At 67.6% G+C, this 16,167-nt stretch carries 14 protein-coding genes; 7 read left to right on the plus strand and 7 right to left on the minus strand.

The features are described 5' to 3' along the window. Positions 1-28 precede the first annotated feature (28 nt). From cydX to ACWPWT_RS12605, 3 genes are read right to left on the minus strand one after another with little or no spacing between them, the layout of a single operon-like run. Complete coding sequence (cydX, locus tag ACWPWT_RS12595) at positions 29-157, minus strand: cytochrome bd-I oxidase subunit CydX (protein ID WP_454279960.1); 129 nt, start codon at positions 155-157, stop codon at positions 29-31. A gap of 12 nt (positions 158-169) precedes the next feature. Beyond that, on the minus strand, positions 170-1,309 hold the full coding sequence (cydB, locus tag ACWPWT_RS12600) for a cytochrome d ubiquinol oxidase subunit II (protein WP_454279961.1): 1,140 nt from the start codon (positions 1,307-1,309) through the stop codon (positions 170-172). 16 nt (positions 1,310-1,325) lie between these two features. After that, positions 1,326-2,894: a cytochrome ubiquinol oxidase subunit I gene (locus tag ACWPWT_RS12605; protein ID WP_454279962.1), complete on the minus strand. Its 1,569-nt coding sequence runs from the start codon at positions 2,892-2,894 to the stop codon at positions 1,326-1,328. Between the two features lie 401 nt (positions 2,895-3,295). On the opposite strand from ACWPWT_RS12605, the gene cydD reads away from it, so the two are divergent. Continuing rightward, positions 3,296-4,648: a thiol reductant ABC exporter subunit CydD gene (cydD, locus tag ACWPWT_RS12610; protein WP_454279963.1), complete on the plus strand. Its 1,353-nt coding sequence runs from the start codon at positions 3,296-3,298 to the stop codon at positions 4,646-4,648. After that, entirely contained in the window at positions 4,645-6,246 is a 1,602-nt protein-coding gene (locus ACWPWT_RS12615; protein ID WP_454279964.1) for an amino acid ABC transporter ATP-binding/permease protein, read from the plus strand. Before cydD ends, ACWPWT_RS12615 begins: the two co-directional genes overlap by 4 nt. Here the strand turns inward: ACWPWT_RS12615 and ACWPWT_RS12620 are convergent. From ACWPWT_RS12620 to ACWPWT_RS12635, 4 genes are all read right to left on the minus strand, one after another. Continuing rightward, complete coding sequence (locus tag ACWPWT_RS12620; protein WP_454279965.1) at positions 6,243-6,938, minus strand: Crp/Fnr family transcriptional regulator; 696 nt, start codon at positions 6,936-6,938, stop codon at positions 6,243-6,245. The two genes, ACWPWT_RS12615 and ACWPWT_RS12620, sit on opposite strands and share 4 nt — an antisense overlap. Next, on the minus strand, positions 6,928-8,250 hold the full coding sequence (locus ACWPWT_RS12625; RefSeq protein WP_454279966.1) for a radical SAM protein: 1,323 nt from the start codon (positions 8,248-8,250) through the stop codon (positions 6,928-6,930). Before ACWPWT_RS12625 ends, ACWPWT_RS12620 begins: the two co-directional genes overlap by 11 nt. A gap of 84 nt (positions 8,251-8,334) precedes the next feature. Next, positions 8,335-9,021 (minus strand): superoxide dismutase, encoded by a 687-nt coding sequence (locus tag ACWPWT_RS12630; RefSeq protein ID WP_454279967.1) that lies wholly within the window; start codon positions 9,019-9,021, stop codon positions 8,335-8,337. Between the two features lie 100 nt (positions 9,022-9,121). After that, on the minus strand, positions 9,122-10,354 hold the full coding sequence (locus ACWPWT_RS12635) for a GTP-binding protein (RefSeq protein WP_454279968.1): 1,233 nt from the start codon (positions 10,352-10,354) through the stop codon (positions 9,122-9,124). Between the two features lie 54 nt (positions 10,355-10,408). Here ACWPWT_RS12635 and ACWPWT_RS12640 point away from each other — a divergent pair, with 54 nt between their 5' ends. The 5 genes from ACWPWT_RS12640 (at position 10,409) to ACWPWT_RS12660 (ending at position 16,165) form a co-directional block, all read left to right on the plus strand. Next, positions 10,409-10,840, plus strand: coding sequence for a MerC domain-containing protein (locus ACWPWT_RS12640; RefSeq protein ID WP_454279969.1), 432 nt, complete (start codon positions 10,409-10,411; stop codon positions 10,838-10,840). Then, positions 10,837-11,940 carry a CobW family GTP-binding protein gene (locus ACWPWT_RS12645; protein ID WP_454279970.1) on the plus strand — a complete coding sequence of 368 codons (1,104 nt, stop codon included), beginning with the start codon at positions 10,837-10,839 and terminating at the stop codon, positions 11,938-11,940. Before ACWPWT_RS12640 ends, ACWPWT_RS12645 begins: the two co-directional genes overlap by 4 nt. Beyond that, complete coding sequence (locus ACWPWT_RS12650; RefSeq protein WP_454279971.1) at positions 11,937-12,386, plus strand: Fur family transcriptional regulator; 450 nt, start codon at positions 11,937-11,939, stop codon at positions 12,384-12,386. Before ACWPWT_RS12645 ends, ACWPWT_RS12650 begins: the two co-directional genes overlap by 4 nt. Next, complete coding sequence (locus ACWPWT_RS12655) at positions 12,379-13,725, plus strand: alkaline phosphatase PhoX (RefSeq protein ID WP_454279972.1); 1,347 nt, start codon at positions 12,379-12,381, stop codon at positions 13,723-13,725. Before ACWPWT_RS12650 ends, ACWPWT_RS12655 begins: the two co-directional genes overlap by 8 nt. Positions 13,726-14,002: 277 nt before the next feature. Next, positions 14,003-16,165 carry a TonB-dependent siderophore receptor gene (locus ACWPWT_RS12660; protein ID WP_454279973.1) on the plus strand — a complete coding sequence of 721 codons (2,163 nt, stop codon included), beginning with the start codon at positions 14,003-14,005 and terminating at the stop codon, positions 16,163-16,165. The last annotated feature ends 2 nt before the right edge of the window (positions 16,166-16,167 follow it).

A 16,167-nucleotide genomic window follows, 5' to 3' on the forward strand; every position in this document is an offset into this window, starting at 1 on the left:
AGCGGTGCCATGATCCCGATATATCCATCTATTCCATCGGTCCGCGCGTCGGCGGCAGGTCCTCCTCCTGCGGCAGGTGGAATTCATGCCACATGCCGTTCAGGATACCGAAGCCGAGCGCGAGGCCGAGGCCAAGAACCCAGGAAAAATACCACATGGCAGGAGCCTTTCAGTAGAAATCGGGACTGGTGCGCACCGCGTCGCTGGTCACGCGCCCGAACATCACCCGGTATGCCCAGGCGGTGTAGGCGAGCACGATCGGCAGGAAGACGATGGTGACGATCAGCATGATGCCCAGCGTCTTGTGCGTGGAGGATGCGTTCCATACCGTCAGGCTGCTATGCGCATCGATGCTGGATGGCAGGATGAAGGGAAACATCGAACAGCCCACCGTGGCGATGATCCCCGTCGCCGCCAGTGAGGAGCCGGTGAAGGCCAGCGCCTCGCGCCCGCCACGGATGCCGATCAGCGCCAGCACTGCACCGGCAAAACCGATCAGGGGCAGCGCCATCATCCAGGGATAGGTCGTATAGTTGGTCAGCCATGCGCCGCCCGCCGGTTCCGCCGTCATGCGCAGCGGGTTGGACGGCCCCTGCGGATCGACCGCGCCGATGACCCGGTATCCGATATCGCCCCAGGCGACGAAGGCGAACCCGGCCGCGAAGAGCAGGATCGCCGCGATCGCCGCCACCGTTCCGAAGGTTCGCGCCCGGTCGTGCACCGGCCCATGCTCGACCTTGATCGATAGCCATGCCGCGCCGTGCAACACCAGCATCGCCACCGACAACAGGCCGCACAGCAGCGCGAAGGGGGTGAACAGGCCGATCAGCGTGCCGTCGTAAAAGGCGCGTAGATCGCCATCGAGACGGAAGGGCGCACCCAGCAGCACGTTGCCGACCGCGACGCCGAAGACCAGTGCGGGCACCAGTCCGCCGACGAACAATGCCCAGTCCCAACGAGCGCGCCATGCCGGGTCGGGCTTCTTCGAACGGTATTTGAACCCCACCGGCCGTAGGATCAGCGCGGCCAGAACGAGGAACATCGCCAGATAAAAGCCCGAAAAACTGACCGCATAGACGAAGGGCCAGGCGGCGAAGATCGCGCCGCCCCCCAGGATGAACCACACCTGGTTGCCCTCCCAGGTCGGCCCGACCGAGTTGATGACCATCCGCCGCTCGGTATCGTCCCTCGCGACGAAGGGCAGGAGGGCGGCAACGCCAAGATCGAACCCGTCGGTCAGCGCGAAACCGATCAGCAGCACGCCGAGCAGCGCCCACCAGATGAGGCGTAGCATTTCATAATCGAACATGTCCCAGTCCCTTTCTTCAGGCGGTGACGGGAATGGCGGCGGGGATCGCACCCGGTGCCGGCTGGTCGTCGCGTTCCTCGGGACCATGGGCGATGGCAGCGAGGATCAAGCGCACCTCGATCACCGCCAGCATGCCATAGAGCAGGGTGAAACCCGCAAGCGTCGTCCATAGCGCCCCGCGCGACAGCGAACTGGTCGCCAGGAAGGTCGGAAGCACGCCCTCAATCGCCCAAGGCTGTCGCCCCAGTTCGGCGACGAGCCATCCCAGCTCGATCGCGACCCAGGGCAGCGGGATCGCCGCCACCGCCAGCTTCAGGAACCAGCGCGCATCCATGTGCATCCGAAGCGAACACAGGGTGAAGGCGGTCGCGAACAACCCGATCATTGCGAAGCCGATCGCCGCCATGATGCGGAAGCTCCAGAAGAGCAGGCCGACATCGGGCACCGTGTCCCAGGCCGCCGCCTCGATCTGCTTTGGCGTCGCGCTGCGCGGATCGGCCATTTGCCGCTTGAGCAGCAAGGCATAGCCCAGGTCGCGCTTGTGCGCCTCGAACCGTGCCCGCTGGACCATGTCCTGCGGGTCGGCCTTCAGCCGTTGCACCGCGTCATAGGCGATCACCCCCGAGGCGATGCGCTCCTGCGCTTTCAGCACCAGTTCGGACATGCCCGTCACCGTGCCGTCCAGGCTGCGCGTCGCGATCAGGCCGAGCAGCCACGGAATCTCGACCTTGTAGCGCGTCTCGCGTGCCACCGTGTCGGGATAGCCGAACAGCGTCAGGCCCGACGGCCCCGGCTCGGTATGCCAGACCGCCTCGATCGCGGCGAGCTTCATCTTCTGGTTGTCGGTCAGCGCATAGCCGCTCTCGTCGCCCAGCACGACGACCGACAGCGAGGAGGCGAGGCCGAACGCCGCCGCCACCGTCATCGACCTGCGCGCGACGGGCAGGAAGCGGCCCTTGAGCAACCAGAAGGCCGACACGCCCAGCACCACGACCGAGGCGCAGACATAGCCCGCGCTGACCGTATGGACGAACTTGGCCTGGGCGACCGGGTTGAATAGCACCGCGCCGAAATCCGCGACTTCCATCCGCATCGTATCGGGGTTGAAGGTCGCGCCGACCGGATTCTGCATCCAGCCATTGGCGATCAGGATCCACAGCGCCGACAGGTTGGTGCCGAGCGCGACCATGAAGGTGACGATCAGATGCCCCAGCTTCGACAAGCGGTCCCAGCCGAAGAACATCAGCCCGACGAACGTGGCCTCCAGAAAGAAGGCCATCAGTCCTTCGATCGCTAGTGGCGCGCCGAAGATGTCGCCGACATAATGCGAGAAATAGGACCAGTTGGTGCCGAACTGGAATTCCATGGTCAGGCCGGTGGCGACGCCCAGCACGAAGTTGATGCCGAAGATTTTGCCCCAGAACCGCGTCGTGACCCGCCATTCCGGGCGATTGGTCATGACATAGACCGATTCCATGATGACCAGCATCATCGACAGGCCGAGCGTCAACGGCACGAACAGGAAATGATACAGGGCGGTGGCCGCGAATTGCAGCCGTGACAGGTCGATGACTCCGGGGTCCATGTGACTCCTCCATAAAAGGAGCCATCCCCGGCCCCTTGTCGCGCGAGTCGCTAGGCGTCGGTCCGGGTTCCGACATTGACGGCGGTCAAAGACGGTGGCGGCCGTCGCTGCGACGGTCCCGGCATGACGACGGTCACTCATGATCCCATCGCGGCCAAGGCGCGCACCCGATGGCTGAAGCAAGCGGCCGGACGCCGTGACGGTGCAGCGGGCCTGTTGCTGCTCGATACGGGCGCAGCGATCGGCTTTGCGGCGGGGATCGCGGGCGGGGTGACGGCGGTCTCGACACAGGCGATGCTTCTGCCCTGGCTATTGCTCGCGGTCGCGGGCGGCGGCTTGCGCGGCGCGTTCGCCACCATGGCCATGCGGCAGGGGGCGGTGCGGGCGGGGGCGTCAAGCGGGTGCAACGGCGGCGCGTCGTCGACGCCGTGCTGCACCGGACGGCCGGGGAAGCTTTGGACGGCGGGATGCTGGCGACGCGTGCCGTGGATGCGGTCGAGGCGCTGGACGGCTATGTCGCGCGCTTCCTGCCCGCGCGAAAGGCCGCCGCCGCCGCGCCGATACTGGTGATCGCCGCGACCGCCTGCGCCAGTTGGGTCGCGGCGCTCATCCTTGCCGCAACCCTGTTGCCCTTCGTCGCGACGATGATCCTGGCGGGCGGCGCGGCGGCGGAGGAATCGCGCCGCCAGTTCGTCGCGCTGCATCGCCTGTCGGCGCGGTTCGCCGACCGCGTGCGCGCCCTGCCGGTGGTGCTCGCCTTTCGCGCCGAAACCCGCGAGACCGACGCCATCGGCGCGGCGGCGCAGGAACTGGCGGAGCGCACCATGCGCGTTCTGCGCGTGGCCTTTCTGTCCTCCGCCGCGCTGGAGTTCTTCGCGGCGCTGTCGGTCGCGCTGGTTGCGGTCTATTGCGGCTTTTCGCTGCTCGGCCTGCTGCCCTTCGCCGCGCCGGAGACGCTGACCCTGGGCAGCGCTTTCTTCGTGCTGGCGCTGGCACCCGAATTCTATGCGCCGATGCGTCGGCTCGCTGCCGCCTATCATGACAAGCAGGCGGCGGAGACGGCGGCCGATGCGCTGATCCCGCTGCCCGATCCGGTTGTCGCGACGGCGGAAGCAGTGACGGTTCCGCTCGCCTTGCGCGACGTGACGATCCATTATCCGGGCAGCGACGCACCCGCCGTGTCGCATCTGTCATTGCATATCGATGCAGGCGAGACGGTGGCGCTGCTGGGCCCGTCGGGCAGCGGCAAGACCAGCGTCCTGCATCTGCTGCTGGGGCTCGTGCCCTTGTCGGCCGGGACGATCGAGGCGGGTGGTAAGGCCTTTGTCTCTCTGGCCGGACAGGCGAGTTGGGCGGGGCAGCATCCCCTGCTGATCGCGGGTACGATCCGCGAGAATCTCGTGCTGGCGCATCCACAGGCCGACGAGATGGCGATCCACAGGGCGGTCGCGGCGGCGGGGCTTGGCCCGATGCTGGCGCGTCGGCCGGGCGGACTGGACGCGCCGCTCGACGCGCGGGGCAGCGGCCTGTCTGGCGGCGAACGGCGGCGGATCGCGCTGGCCCGCGCCTTGCTCCGCCCCGCGCCGTTCCTGCTGCTCGACGAGCCGACCGCGCATCTCGATGCGGCGGCCGAAGCCGATCTGATCGCGACCATCGCGCGTGCCGCCCATGGGCGTACGACGCTGATCGCCACCCATAGCACCGCGCTCGCTGCCATCGCGACGCGGGTCGTCCGCCTGGGACCTGCCGCATGACCCTTCATAGCCTGATCGCCGCCGAACGGCGCAACGAACGCCGCCGCTTGCGACAGGCTGGGGCCTGCGCCGCCCTGGTCGCCGCCGCGTCGGTGCTGCTTCTCGCGCTGTCGGGCTGGTTCCTGACCGCGGCGGCGCTGGCGGGTGGGGCGGGGATCGTCGCGGCGCAGACCTTCAACTATATGCTGCCCTCCGCCGCGATCCGTTTGCTGGCGATCGTACGGACGGGCGCGCGTTATGGTGAGCGGCTGGCGGGGCATGGCGCGGCCTTCGGCGCGCTGGCGCGGCTGCGTCCGGCGCTCTACCGCGCCCTCACCGCTGCGCCCCCCGCCATGGCGCTGGCACTTGGCCGGGGCGAGGCGACCGCGCGACTGATCGGCGATGTCGATGCGGTGGAATGGCGGTTCGTGCGGCTGTCGGGGCCCTGGGGTGTCGCCGCCGCTCTGCTATCCGGTGCGGCGCTGACCTCGCTGGGAGGCTGGCCAGCCATGGTCTCGACGCTGGCGTGCGTGGCGGGCGCGCTGCTGGTGGGGCGCTACTGGGCGCGTCAGTTCCAGGAGCGGGGGCGGGCGGTGCAGCGCGCCGCCGGCGTCTTGCGCGAAGAGGTCGCCATGCTCGGCGGTGCGGCAGCGGAGCTGCGCTGCTTCGCGCTAGAGGATTGGGCGGCGACCCGGATCGCGGCGGCGGGCGACCGGCTGGCCGAGGCGCAGGTCCGGCAGGCCGGGGTCGCGGCGCGGTTCGAGGCGCTGCACGCTATCGGCATCGCCGTCGCGGCCGCATCGGCGCTGGCGCTGGCGGCGCGGGCGGGCGCGCCGACCGCGGCACTCGCGGCGCTGGCGGCGGCGATGACGGTCGATGCGATCGCGCCGCTACTGCGATCGCTGACCGAAGGCGGACGGCTGCGCGAGGCGGAGGCGCGGCTCGATGGGATATTCGGCGCGGTGGAGGCGGAGCGGCCGGTCGGCGCCTTGCCGGGTGACGCGGTGCTGACCATCGATGGCGACCGCTTCGCACCCGGTACGCGCATCGCGCTGACGGGACGTTCGGGATGCGGCAAGACGACGCTGATTGAGGGGATGCTGGCGCTTCGTCCGCTGGCGCCCGGGTGGATCAAGGTCGACGGACGGGATGCGACGACCCTCTCGCCCGAGACGCTGCGCGCGACCTTCGCCTGGGCGCCGCAGGATGCCGCGCTCCTCACCGGTACGGTTCGCGAGAACCTGCTGCTTGCCGATCCCGATGCGGACGAGGATCGGATGTGGCAGGCGCTGGAGGATGCGGCGATCGACGGCGTGGTGCGGGCTTTGCCGCAAGGGCTCGATAGCTGGTTGGGCGACGATGGCACGCGCCTGTCGGGTGGCGAGAGGCGGCGTCTGTCACTGGCGCGGGCCTTTCTGGCGGATGCGCCCTGGCTGCTGCTCGACGAGCCTGGCGAGGGGTTGGATGCGGAGGTCACCGCCCAGGTCGCGCGCCGTCTCGACGCACGGCTCGCGCGGACCGGGCAGGGGATGATCCTGGTCAGCCACCGCCCGGAGCTGACCGCGCTGTGCGAGCGACAATGGTCGGCGGAACGCACGCAGCGCCGGTCCGCCGCCTAGGAGCATCCCGCAATGGCGGCGAGGCGTACCGGGTCGATCAGGCGTAGCCGATGCGGCCCGGATGTGACGATCAGCCCCTGTTGATCAAATCCGGTCATGTGGCGGCTCACCGTCTCGATCGCCAGGCCCAGCGCCTCGGCCATCGCGCCGCGCGACAGCGGCGATCGGAACAGGCCTTGCGCATCCGCCTCGCACCGCTGCGCCATGTCGATCAGCAGCGCGGCCACGCGCGCTTCCGCCCGGCCGCGAGCCAGAATGGCCATCCACCGGCGCGCTTCGGCAAGTGTCGCCCATGTGCGTTTTAGCAGGAGCCGTCCGATGGCGGGCTGGTCGATCAGCAACGCCTCCAAGGGCCCGCGCGGATAGACGCACAGATCGGCGTCGTTCAGCGCTACGATCGTGTCGGGCGATCGTTCGGCAAAGAGGATGCCGGCAAAGTCGCCGGGATAGAGCAGGCCGACGATCTGCACACGCCCGTCCGGTTCGCCCCGCAACACCTTGAGCACGCCGGAGACGAGATTGGCGCAAGTGGCGGCGGGTTCGCCCGCCCAGCCCAGCGCCTGCCCGGCGGCCAGCCGACGGCGACGACCGATATGATTCAGCGCCACGATCTGTCGACGATCCAGTTCCGCGCACAGGGCCACGCCATGGGCGGCACAGGCCGCACAGCGCGGCGGCGGGTCAGACGGCATGGCTGAAGCGCATATCGTCCTCCGTTCGCCATGCATCGAAGGCGGCGGCGATACTGCGCGCATAGGGCAGGGCATCGCCGTTCAGCCTCAGGCGCGTCCCCTGCCAGTCGATCAGTCCGGCCTGCTCGAAACGGTCGAGGCGCAGGCGGATCGCCTCCCGTTCGGGCAGATCGGCGAGTTCGGCGCGGCCGTGGCACAGCACCGCTGCGATCGCCCTGGCGCGTCGTTGCTCCACCGGGTCGCGCGCCACTCCTCGGGCGGTGGCGAAGCGACCCGCGCCGATCGCCTGATGCCACTCCCCGGCATTCTTGGCATTTTGCAGCAGGCGATCGGGAAACTCGCTGATCGCGCTGGCGCCCAGCCCGATCAGGATCTCAGCCTGATCGTCGGTGAAGCCCTGGAAATTGCGGCGCAGCGTTCCGCTGTCGGCGGCGCGGGCCAGGGTGTCGTCGGCAAGCGCGAAATGGTCGAAGCCGACCGTGCGATAGCCCGCCGCGATCAGCCGCTCATGCGCCAGCGCCGCCTGTGCGAAGCGCTCCGCCGCACCGGGCAGCGCGCGTGCATCGATCCGTCGCTGGTGCGGGATGAGGTGCGGGACATGCGCATAGCCGAAAACCGCCAGCCGTTCCGGGGCGAGCGCAATGCTCTGCTCCAGCGTCGCCGCCAACGCTGCTTCGTCCTGTCCGGGCAGGCCGTACATCAGGTCGAAATTGATCGAGCCAACCCCGGCGGCGCGAAGCAGGCCGACTGTTCGGATAATCTCGTCATGCGGCTGAACCCGGCCGATCGCGGCCTGAAGCGCGGGGGCGAAGGTCTGCACGCCTAAGCTAGCGCGCGTGACGCCGGCATCCGCGACGACCGCCGCCCAGTCGGAGTCGAACCCGCGGGGATCGATTTCCAGCGACAGGGTCGTCCGTTCGCAGGCGAATGCGGCACGAAGATGCGCGACCAGCGCGGCAAAGGCGGCGGGCGGAATCGCATTGGGGCTGCCCCCGCCAAAGGCGATCCGCCCGATCCGCCCCCGTCCGCCCAGCCGCGCGGCGACCAGATCGATCTCCTCATGCAACCGCGCCAGATAGGCGTCGAGTCGTGCGGTTCGGTTCGCCGCCCCGGTATGGCATCCGCAATACCAGCAGATCGCCCGGCAATAGGGGATGTGCAGATAGAGCGAGATCGACGTATCGCCCTCCACCGCGTCCAGCGCGGCGGCCATGTCGCCATGGCCCACCGCATCCCGGAATTCGGCGGCGGTGGGATAGCTGGTGTAGCGCGGCACGGGCCGTGCGAGTAGTTCGGGATGATAGGGCCACATGCCCGACCTTGTGCCCCGCTGCCGGGTCGATGCCTTTGACCGCTGTCAAACCGGCGATCGCAGGTGGTCGGGCTGCGGGATGCGCTATCGCCGTGCGGCGGCGAAGCGCTCCGATACCGTCTTCCAGTCCACGACCTGCCACCATGCATCCAGATAGTCGGCGCGGCGGTTGCGGTGCTTCAGATAATAGGCATGTTCCCACACATCGTTGCCGAGCAGCGGCGTGCCGTGGGTTTCGGCCACGTCCATCAGCGGATTGTCCTGATTGGGTGTCGAGGCGATGGCGAGCCTGCCGTCCGGTCCCAGGATCAGCCAGACCCAGCCCGAGCCGAAGCGCCCCGTGCCTGCCGTTTTGAACGCCGCCTTCATCGCGTCCATTGACCCGAAGGCGGCATCGATCGCCCGCGCGAGTTCGGGCGAAGGCTGGCCGCCGGTGCCCGGACGCGCCATCGTCTTCCAGAAGAAGCTGTGGTTCCAATGGCCGCCCGCATTGTTGCGCACCGCCGCCGGTTCCGACCCGGCGCCGGCGAGCAACTGCTCCAGCGACCGCCCCGCCAGTGCCGGATCGGCGGCGATCGCCTTGTTGAGCGCATCGACATAGGCCTGATGATGCCGGTCATGGTGCAGCGTCATCGTTTCGGCGTCGATCACCGGCTCGAGCGCGGTGGCCGGATAGGGAAGCGGCGCAAGGACGAACGGCGTCGTGGCCTTCTGTTCCTGCGCGGTGGCGGGCGTTGCAAGCGCGGCGAGACAGGCAATCCAGTATGTCATCGTTGCTCTCCGGTTCAGGGGGCCTGGTGTGATGTGCGGTCCGGCACAGGTCGCCGCTATCCGCGAACGCGGCGAAGCCGTCCGCTGATCGCGGTGCCTGTCATTCGGCGGCCTGCAACTGCGGCGTGCCCCATGCGGGGAAGGGGTCGTGCAGCGTGGCCCACAGGTTCGGCGTGAAGGCGGGGGCGGCGAGGAGACAGGCGTCGAGCCGCTGCCGGATGCGTGCCTCGTCCATGCCGATGCCGATGAACACCAGTTCCTGTCGCCGATCGCCCCAGATGGGGTCCCAGTGGCTGGCGACGAACTCCTCGAACCGGCCGTCATCGGGCCACTGGTTCTTCGGGATCGACGCCCACCACCGGCCGAGGCGCGAGCTCATCGTCTGGCTGCCCGCCACCGCCAGTTCGCCGACCCAGTCTGGCCGCGTCGCCAGCCAGAAATGCCCCTTGGCGCGCACTATGTGATCCAGCCCGCCATCGGTCAGGAAGGCGCGGAACTTCGCCGGATCGAAGGGCTGCCGGGCGCGATAGACGAAGCTCTCTATGCCATATTCCTCCGTCTCGGGCTGGTGGTGCTCATAGCCGTACAGCTCCTTGGCCCAGAGCGGGTGGCGCGACGCCTTCTCCTCGTCGAACAAGCCGGTGGCGAGAACGAGGTCCAGATCGACCCGGCCGTGGTCGGCGGGCACGATGACGGCATCGGCGTTGAGGCTGGCGACCAGCTTCCTGACGGTCGCGAACTGTTCGGGCGATACCGACGACGCCTTGTTGATCACCACCACATCGGCGAACTCGATCTGTTCCACCAGCAGGCCGACCAGACTGCGCGTGTCCTCCTCACCCATCGTCTCGCCCCGATCGGCGAGGAAATCCTGGCTGGAATAATCGGCCAGCAGGTTGATCGCATCGACCACGGTCACCATCGTGTCGAGCCGCGCGACATCGCCCAGCGACACGCCCTCCTCGTCGCGGAAGGAGAAGGTGGTGGCGACCGGCAGCGGTTCGGAAATGCCGGTCGACTCGATCACCAGATAGTCGAACCGCCCCGCCTCGGCGAGCGCGCGCACCTCCGCCAGCAGGTCGTCGCGCAGCGTGCAGCAGATGCAGCCATTGGTCATCTCGACCAGCGCCTCTTCCGATCGCGAAAGTGCCGCCTCGCCGCCCCGCACCAGATCGGCGTCGATATTCACTTCCGACATGTCGTTGACGATCACCGCGACGCGGCGCCCCTCGCGATTGGCCAGGATATGGTTGAGCAGCGTCGTCTTTCCCGCGCCGAGAAAACCCGACAGCACCGTGACGGGGAGACGATCCTGAGACGGAAGGGTTGCCATGACGATATTCCCATGTGATACGTTACAACATAACGTAACGAAAAGAGCTATTCGGTGTCCAGTGTCTTCAAGATCGCTTTTGGTCGGCAATATTGGCTCGACGGTTTCGCGGTGACCGCGTCGGTGCTGTGCCTGATCCACTGCCTGTTGCTGCCGGTCCTGCTGGTCGCGCTGCCGGTGCTGGCGACGATGCTGACGGTGCCCGAAAGCTTCCATGCCGTCGCCTTCGCGCTGGCGCTGCCGACCAGCATGCTGGCGATGGCGCTGGGGCGGCGGCGGCATGACAGCCGCTGGCCCCTGCTCCTCGCGGTTGTCGGGCTGGCGCTGCTCGGTATCGGAGCCTTTGCCGTCTCGGTCGAGACGACCGAGCGCGGGGTCAGCAGCCTGGGCGCAGTGCTGCTCGCGGTGGCGCATGTCGGGAATTGGCGCGCCATGTCGCATGGGAAGGGCGCACCCGCCGCCTGTCCGGCGGAGGACCAGGCATGAGCGGCGTGGTGGCGGACGCGCGCATTCCGGTGTCGGTACTGACCGGCTTTCTCGGCAGCGGCAAGACGACGGTCCTTAATCATCTGGTCCGCTCGGCGGACATGGCGCGGGCGCTGGTCGTCATCAACGAGTTCGGCGCGGTCGGGCTGGATCACGATCTCGTCGCGCGGTCGAGCGAGGATATGGTCGTCGAAATGATCGGCGGCTGCCTGTGCTGCACGATCAGGGGCGATCTGGCGCGCACCTTGCGGGACGCACCGTGGCGCTTCGCACGCCATGGCCAGCCATGGTTCGACCGGGTGGTGATCGAGACGACGGGGCTGGCCGATCCGGCACCGATCCTGCACACGCTGATGACCGACCCCCGGCTGGCGTCGCTCTATCGGCTCGACGCGGTCATCGCGACGGTCGATGCGGCGACCGGAATGGCGACGCTGGACAGCCAGGCCGAGGCGGTCAAGCAGGCCGCGGTTGCCGATCGGCTCTTGCTGACCAAGACCGATCTGGTCGGGATGGGCGCGCAGGACAGGCTGCGCGATCGCCTGGCCACGCTCAACGCCGCCGCACCGGTTATTCCTGTCACCAACGGCATCGTCGACGCCGCCCTATTGTTCGGCGTGGGGCTGTACGATCCCGCCGCCAAGAGCGAGGATGTCCGCCGCTGGCTGGCCGACGAAGCCTATGAGGACGGGCACCACCACCACCATCACGACCATCACCACCACGACGTCAATCGCCATGACGACGGCATCCGCGCCACCTGCCTGACCTTCGACACGCCGCTCGACCCGGTCGCCTTCGACCGCTGGCTGGGGCTGCTCACCATGTTCAAGGGCGCGGACCTGCTGCGCGTGAAGGGAATCGTCAACCTGGCGGGGTTCGATGCGCCGGTGGTGGTGCACGGCGTGCAGCACATATTCCACCCGCCGGTCGAGCTGGAACGATGGCCATCCGACGACCGACGCACGCGCATGGTGTTCATCACGCGGGGGATCGACCCGGAGGAGCTTCGCGGAACCCTGGCCCTGATGACGCTGGGGCTGAACGAGGTGCAGTTGCAGGGGCTGGTGGAGAGCGTCGCGGCGAGCGACCGCGTATGACCCATGACGGCAAGGTCGCGCCCCGGCGGCGTTGTGGCGAGATCGAGGCGCTGGTCCATGGCATATTGGCGGAAGGGGGCCGACCGCTCAGCGCCTATGACATTGCCGCGCGGGCCAGCGAACGGGTCAACCCGATCGTCCCGGCGCAGGTCTATCGTACGCTCGCGCGACTGGTCCGCCAGCGGCTTGTGCTGCGGGTGGAGATGCTGCGCGCCTATGTCGTGTGTTCGCGGCCGATCGATCTGTGCCTCGTCTGCCTGTCTTGCCACCATGTGCAATTGATCGAGCATGGCGCGATGCGGTCCATCCAAGCGCAAGCGGTGCAGCGCGGTTTCGTACTGGCCGCCGCACCGCTCGAAGCCGCCGGCTTGTGCGATGCCTGCGCCGGCCATGCCTCTGCGTCATCCGCGCGAAACATGGCTGCGACAGGATATGGTCATGCTTGATCTCACCCCGACCCGCCGCTCCGCCACGCTCGGCCTGACCGCCACCGCCTTTGCGGGCCTTGCCCGTATCGCGAATGCCGCCGTCCCCGACACGGGCCGGGTCGGATACGGCCCGCTGCTGCCCGATCCCGCCGGACTGCTCGACCTGCCAAGCGGCTTTTCCTACCGCATCGTCTCGGCGCTGGGTGACAGGATGGACGATGGGCTGGTCGTACCCGATCACGCCGACGGCATGGGCTGCATCCCGCTGCCCGGCAAACGCCATGCCCTGGTCCGCAACCACGAGCTTTTGCCCGAGGATGCCGCAAAGGGTGCGCGTGCCGGTGCCTTGGGAGCGGCGTTCGACCGCCACCCCGATGGGCTCGCCCTGCCGGGTGGTACGACCACGCTGGTCATCGACGATGCCAGCGGACGGGTCCTGTCACAGCATCTGAGCCTGGCGGGAACGATCCGCAATTGTGCTGGTGGAACGACGCCATGGGGGAGCTGGCTGACCTGCGAAGAGGATGTGACCCGTGCGGGCGGCGGCGTGTCGCAGGATCATGGCTGGGTCTTCGAGGTGCCGGCGGCGGCGCGCGGGCGCGTCGATCCGGTGCCGTTGCGCGCCATGGGTCGTTTTAACCACGAGGCGGCGGCGGTCGATCCGCGCACCGGCATCGTCTATCTGACCGAGGATCGCGACGATAGCCTGCTCTATCGGTTTCTGCCCGCCCGCCCCGGCCGGCTGGCGGCGGGCGGACGGCTTCAGGCGCTCGCGGCGCGCGATCCGGCTCTCCGCGACAGCCGGAACTGGACGGGTATCGGCGTGGCGCCGGGCGAATGGCTGCCGACCCGCTGGATCGATCTCGACCATGTCGATAGCCCGCAGGACGATCTGCGCGCGCGCGGCGCGGCCGCTGGAGCATTGTTGTTCGCCCGTGGCGAGGGCATCCATATGGGCCGTGGCGAACTCTATTTCTGCTGTACGTCGGGCGGAGCTGCCGGGCTGGGCCAGATCATGCGCTATCGCCCCGCCCGCGACGAAGGGCATCAGGCGACGGGCGGTATGGTGCAGATCTTCGTCGAGTCGACCGGCAAGCCGATGCTCGACTTCGGCGACAATCTGACGGTCGCGCCGAACGGCCATCTGATCGTGTGCGAGGACCAATATACCGAGACCGTCACCAACCGGCTCATCGGCGTCACGCCCGCGGGGCAGACCTATATATTGGGCTTTCTGCACGCGCAGACCGAGTTGGCGGGGGCCTGTTTTTCACCCGATGGCCGCACCCTCTACGTCAACCTTTACAACCCGGCACGGACCCTGGCGATCACCATGCCCGCAAGCGTGCTGGCTTGAGCTTTTCGCCGCTTTTCGGGGCGTGCTTTTGGTCCATTGCTGTCGCTGCCGAGGAACGTAACGGCTGACGGCATTGCCGATCCGTGGAGGATAGCTGGGGCCCGATGCGGATACGGCGCAGGGCCCCATCCCGAACCGATTTGCCTCCCGAGAATTCCACAAACATCTTAATCCCTTACCAAATGCGATTGACTCGCATTATCCATCGTAGCTAAGGGCGATCCCGCATTGTCCGCGACGGACCTCAAAGGCAGCGGATACCAGGGGCGGGAGACCTATGAAGATTTATTGGGGTGTCGGGTTGCTGCTGTCGTCGGCGGCATCGCCGGTGGTGGCGCAGGAAAAAACCGGCGACGCACTGCGCAACAGCGAGATCGTCGTGACGGCCACGGGGCAGACTCAGGCGACGTCGGGAACCAAAACCTCGACGCGTTTGATCGAAGTGCCGCAATCCATCTCGGTCATCACCCGCGAGGAACTCGACGTCCGCGCGGTCCATAGCGTCACCGAGGCGCTGGCTTATACCGCGGGCGTCCAGGCCGAGCAGGACGGTATCGACAGCCGTGCCGACAGCTTTTCGGTACGCGGCTTCGCGGCCGGCAGCTTCAGCGACAATCTGTTCCTCGACGGCATTCGCCTGCCGGCCGGTGGGCAATGGACGCGGACCGCGTTCGACCCGTTCGCGCTTCAGCAGATCGAGGTCCTGAAGGGCCCTTCGGCGGTTCTGTTCGGGCAGGTGGCGCCGGGCGGTATCGTCAATCTGGTAACGAAGCGCCCGACCGCGCGTCCGCGAGGCGAGATCATGGTCCAGGGGGCCGGGTTCACCGATCTCGGCAAATGGCAATATCAGGGCGCGGCCGATGTATCCGGGCCGCTCACACGCGACGGCACGATCAGCGCGCGGCTCGTCGGCCTGGCGCGCTATGGCGATGCACAGATCGATGCGATCAAGACCGGGCGTTATTATATCGCCCCCAGCCTGAGCTGGGCACCCGACGCGGCGACCAGCATCACGCTGATGGCGCAATATCAGCGTGACGAGGGTGGATCGACCTTCCAGTTCCTGCCTGATGTCGGATCGCGGCAGCCGGGGGCGGGGGGGCGCCATATCCGGCTCGACGCCTTTCTTGGCGAACCCCAGTTCAACACCTTCGACCGCGACCAGTATCTGGTCGGATACGAAATGCGCCATGCCTTTTCCGATCGGCTCGAGCTGAGGCAGAATGGTCGCTACACCCATGTCGAGACGCTGTTCCAGGGAACCGTACTGCGTGGCGGCACGCTGGCCAATGGTCAGACGATCAACCGGCGCGCGGTGCAAGGCGTCGGCCATTCGGATGGCTATGGCCTTGATACCAAGATCGAAGGCCGTATCGACACGGGTCCCCTGGCGCACCGGGTACTGGTCGGCCTCGATCTGCTCGATACCGAATGGCGGCACCGGCGCGATCTGTCGACGGACGTTCCGCCGATGCCCGACATCTTCAATCCCGTGTCGCAAGGCGTGGGGCGGATCTTCCAGACGCTGAAGCCGCAGGTCTATCTGAACGCGCGGGTGGAGCAGGTCGGCGCCTATGGTCAGGATCAGATCACGCTCGGCCAGCTTCATGTCACGCTGGGCGCGCGCTATGACTGGGCGAAGAACCATCAGGTCAACGAACTGGCGACCGGCAGCACCGATCCGGTGACGCTGACCAAGGCCGACAAGATGACGTGGCGGGCAGGCGCGACCTGGGTCTCACCGAGCGGCCTTGCGCCCTATGCCAGCTATTCCACCTCGTTCCAGCCAACGACCGGCCAGTATTTTGACGGCACGCCGTTCAAGCCGACGACCGGCGAGCAATATGAGGCGGGCGTCAAGTTCCAGCCGCGTGGCAGCAACGCGCTGCTGACTGCGGCGGCGTATCAGTTGACCCAGAACAATCTCGCCAGTCCCGACCCGGACGAAAGCCATGTCTGCGCGGGCGGAACCTGTCAGGTCCAGACCGGACAGGGCCGCATTCGGGGAGTCGAATTGGAGGGCAAGGCGACGCTGGTCGGCGGGCTTAGCATGATCGCGACCGGCACCTATATGGACAGCGAGATCACGCGTGGCGCGGCCGGGCAACAGGGCAATCGGCTGGCGCAGGTGCCTGATTGGATGGGTTCGCTATTTGCCGACTATCGCTTTGCCGAGGGCGGGCCGCTCGGCGGGGTCGGGCTTGGCGGCGGCGTACGCTATGTCGGCGTTTCCTATGGCGACACGGCCAATGCCTATCGTGTGCCCAGCTATACCCTGTACGATCTGTTCCTGCGCAAGGCCTTTGCCAGCGGCATCATCCTGTCGGTCAATGCGCGCAACCTGACCAATCATCGCTATGTCGCGCTGTGTTCGTCGCCTTCCGCCTGTTATTACGGGTCGGGGCGGACGCTGAATCTCCGGCTGCAATACCGGTGGTGAGC

This window comes from Sphingomonas sp. Marseille-Q8236 (assembly GCF_965112005.1).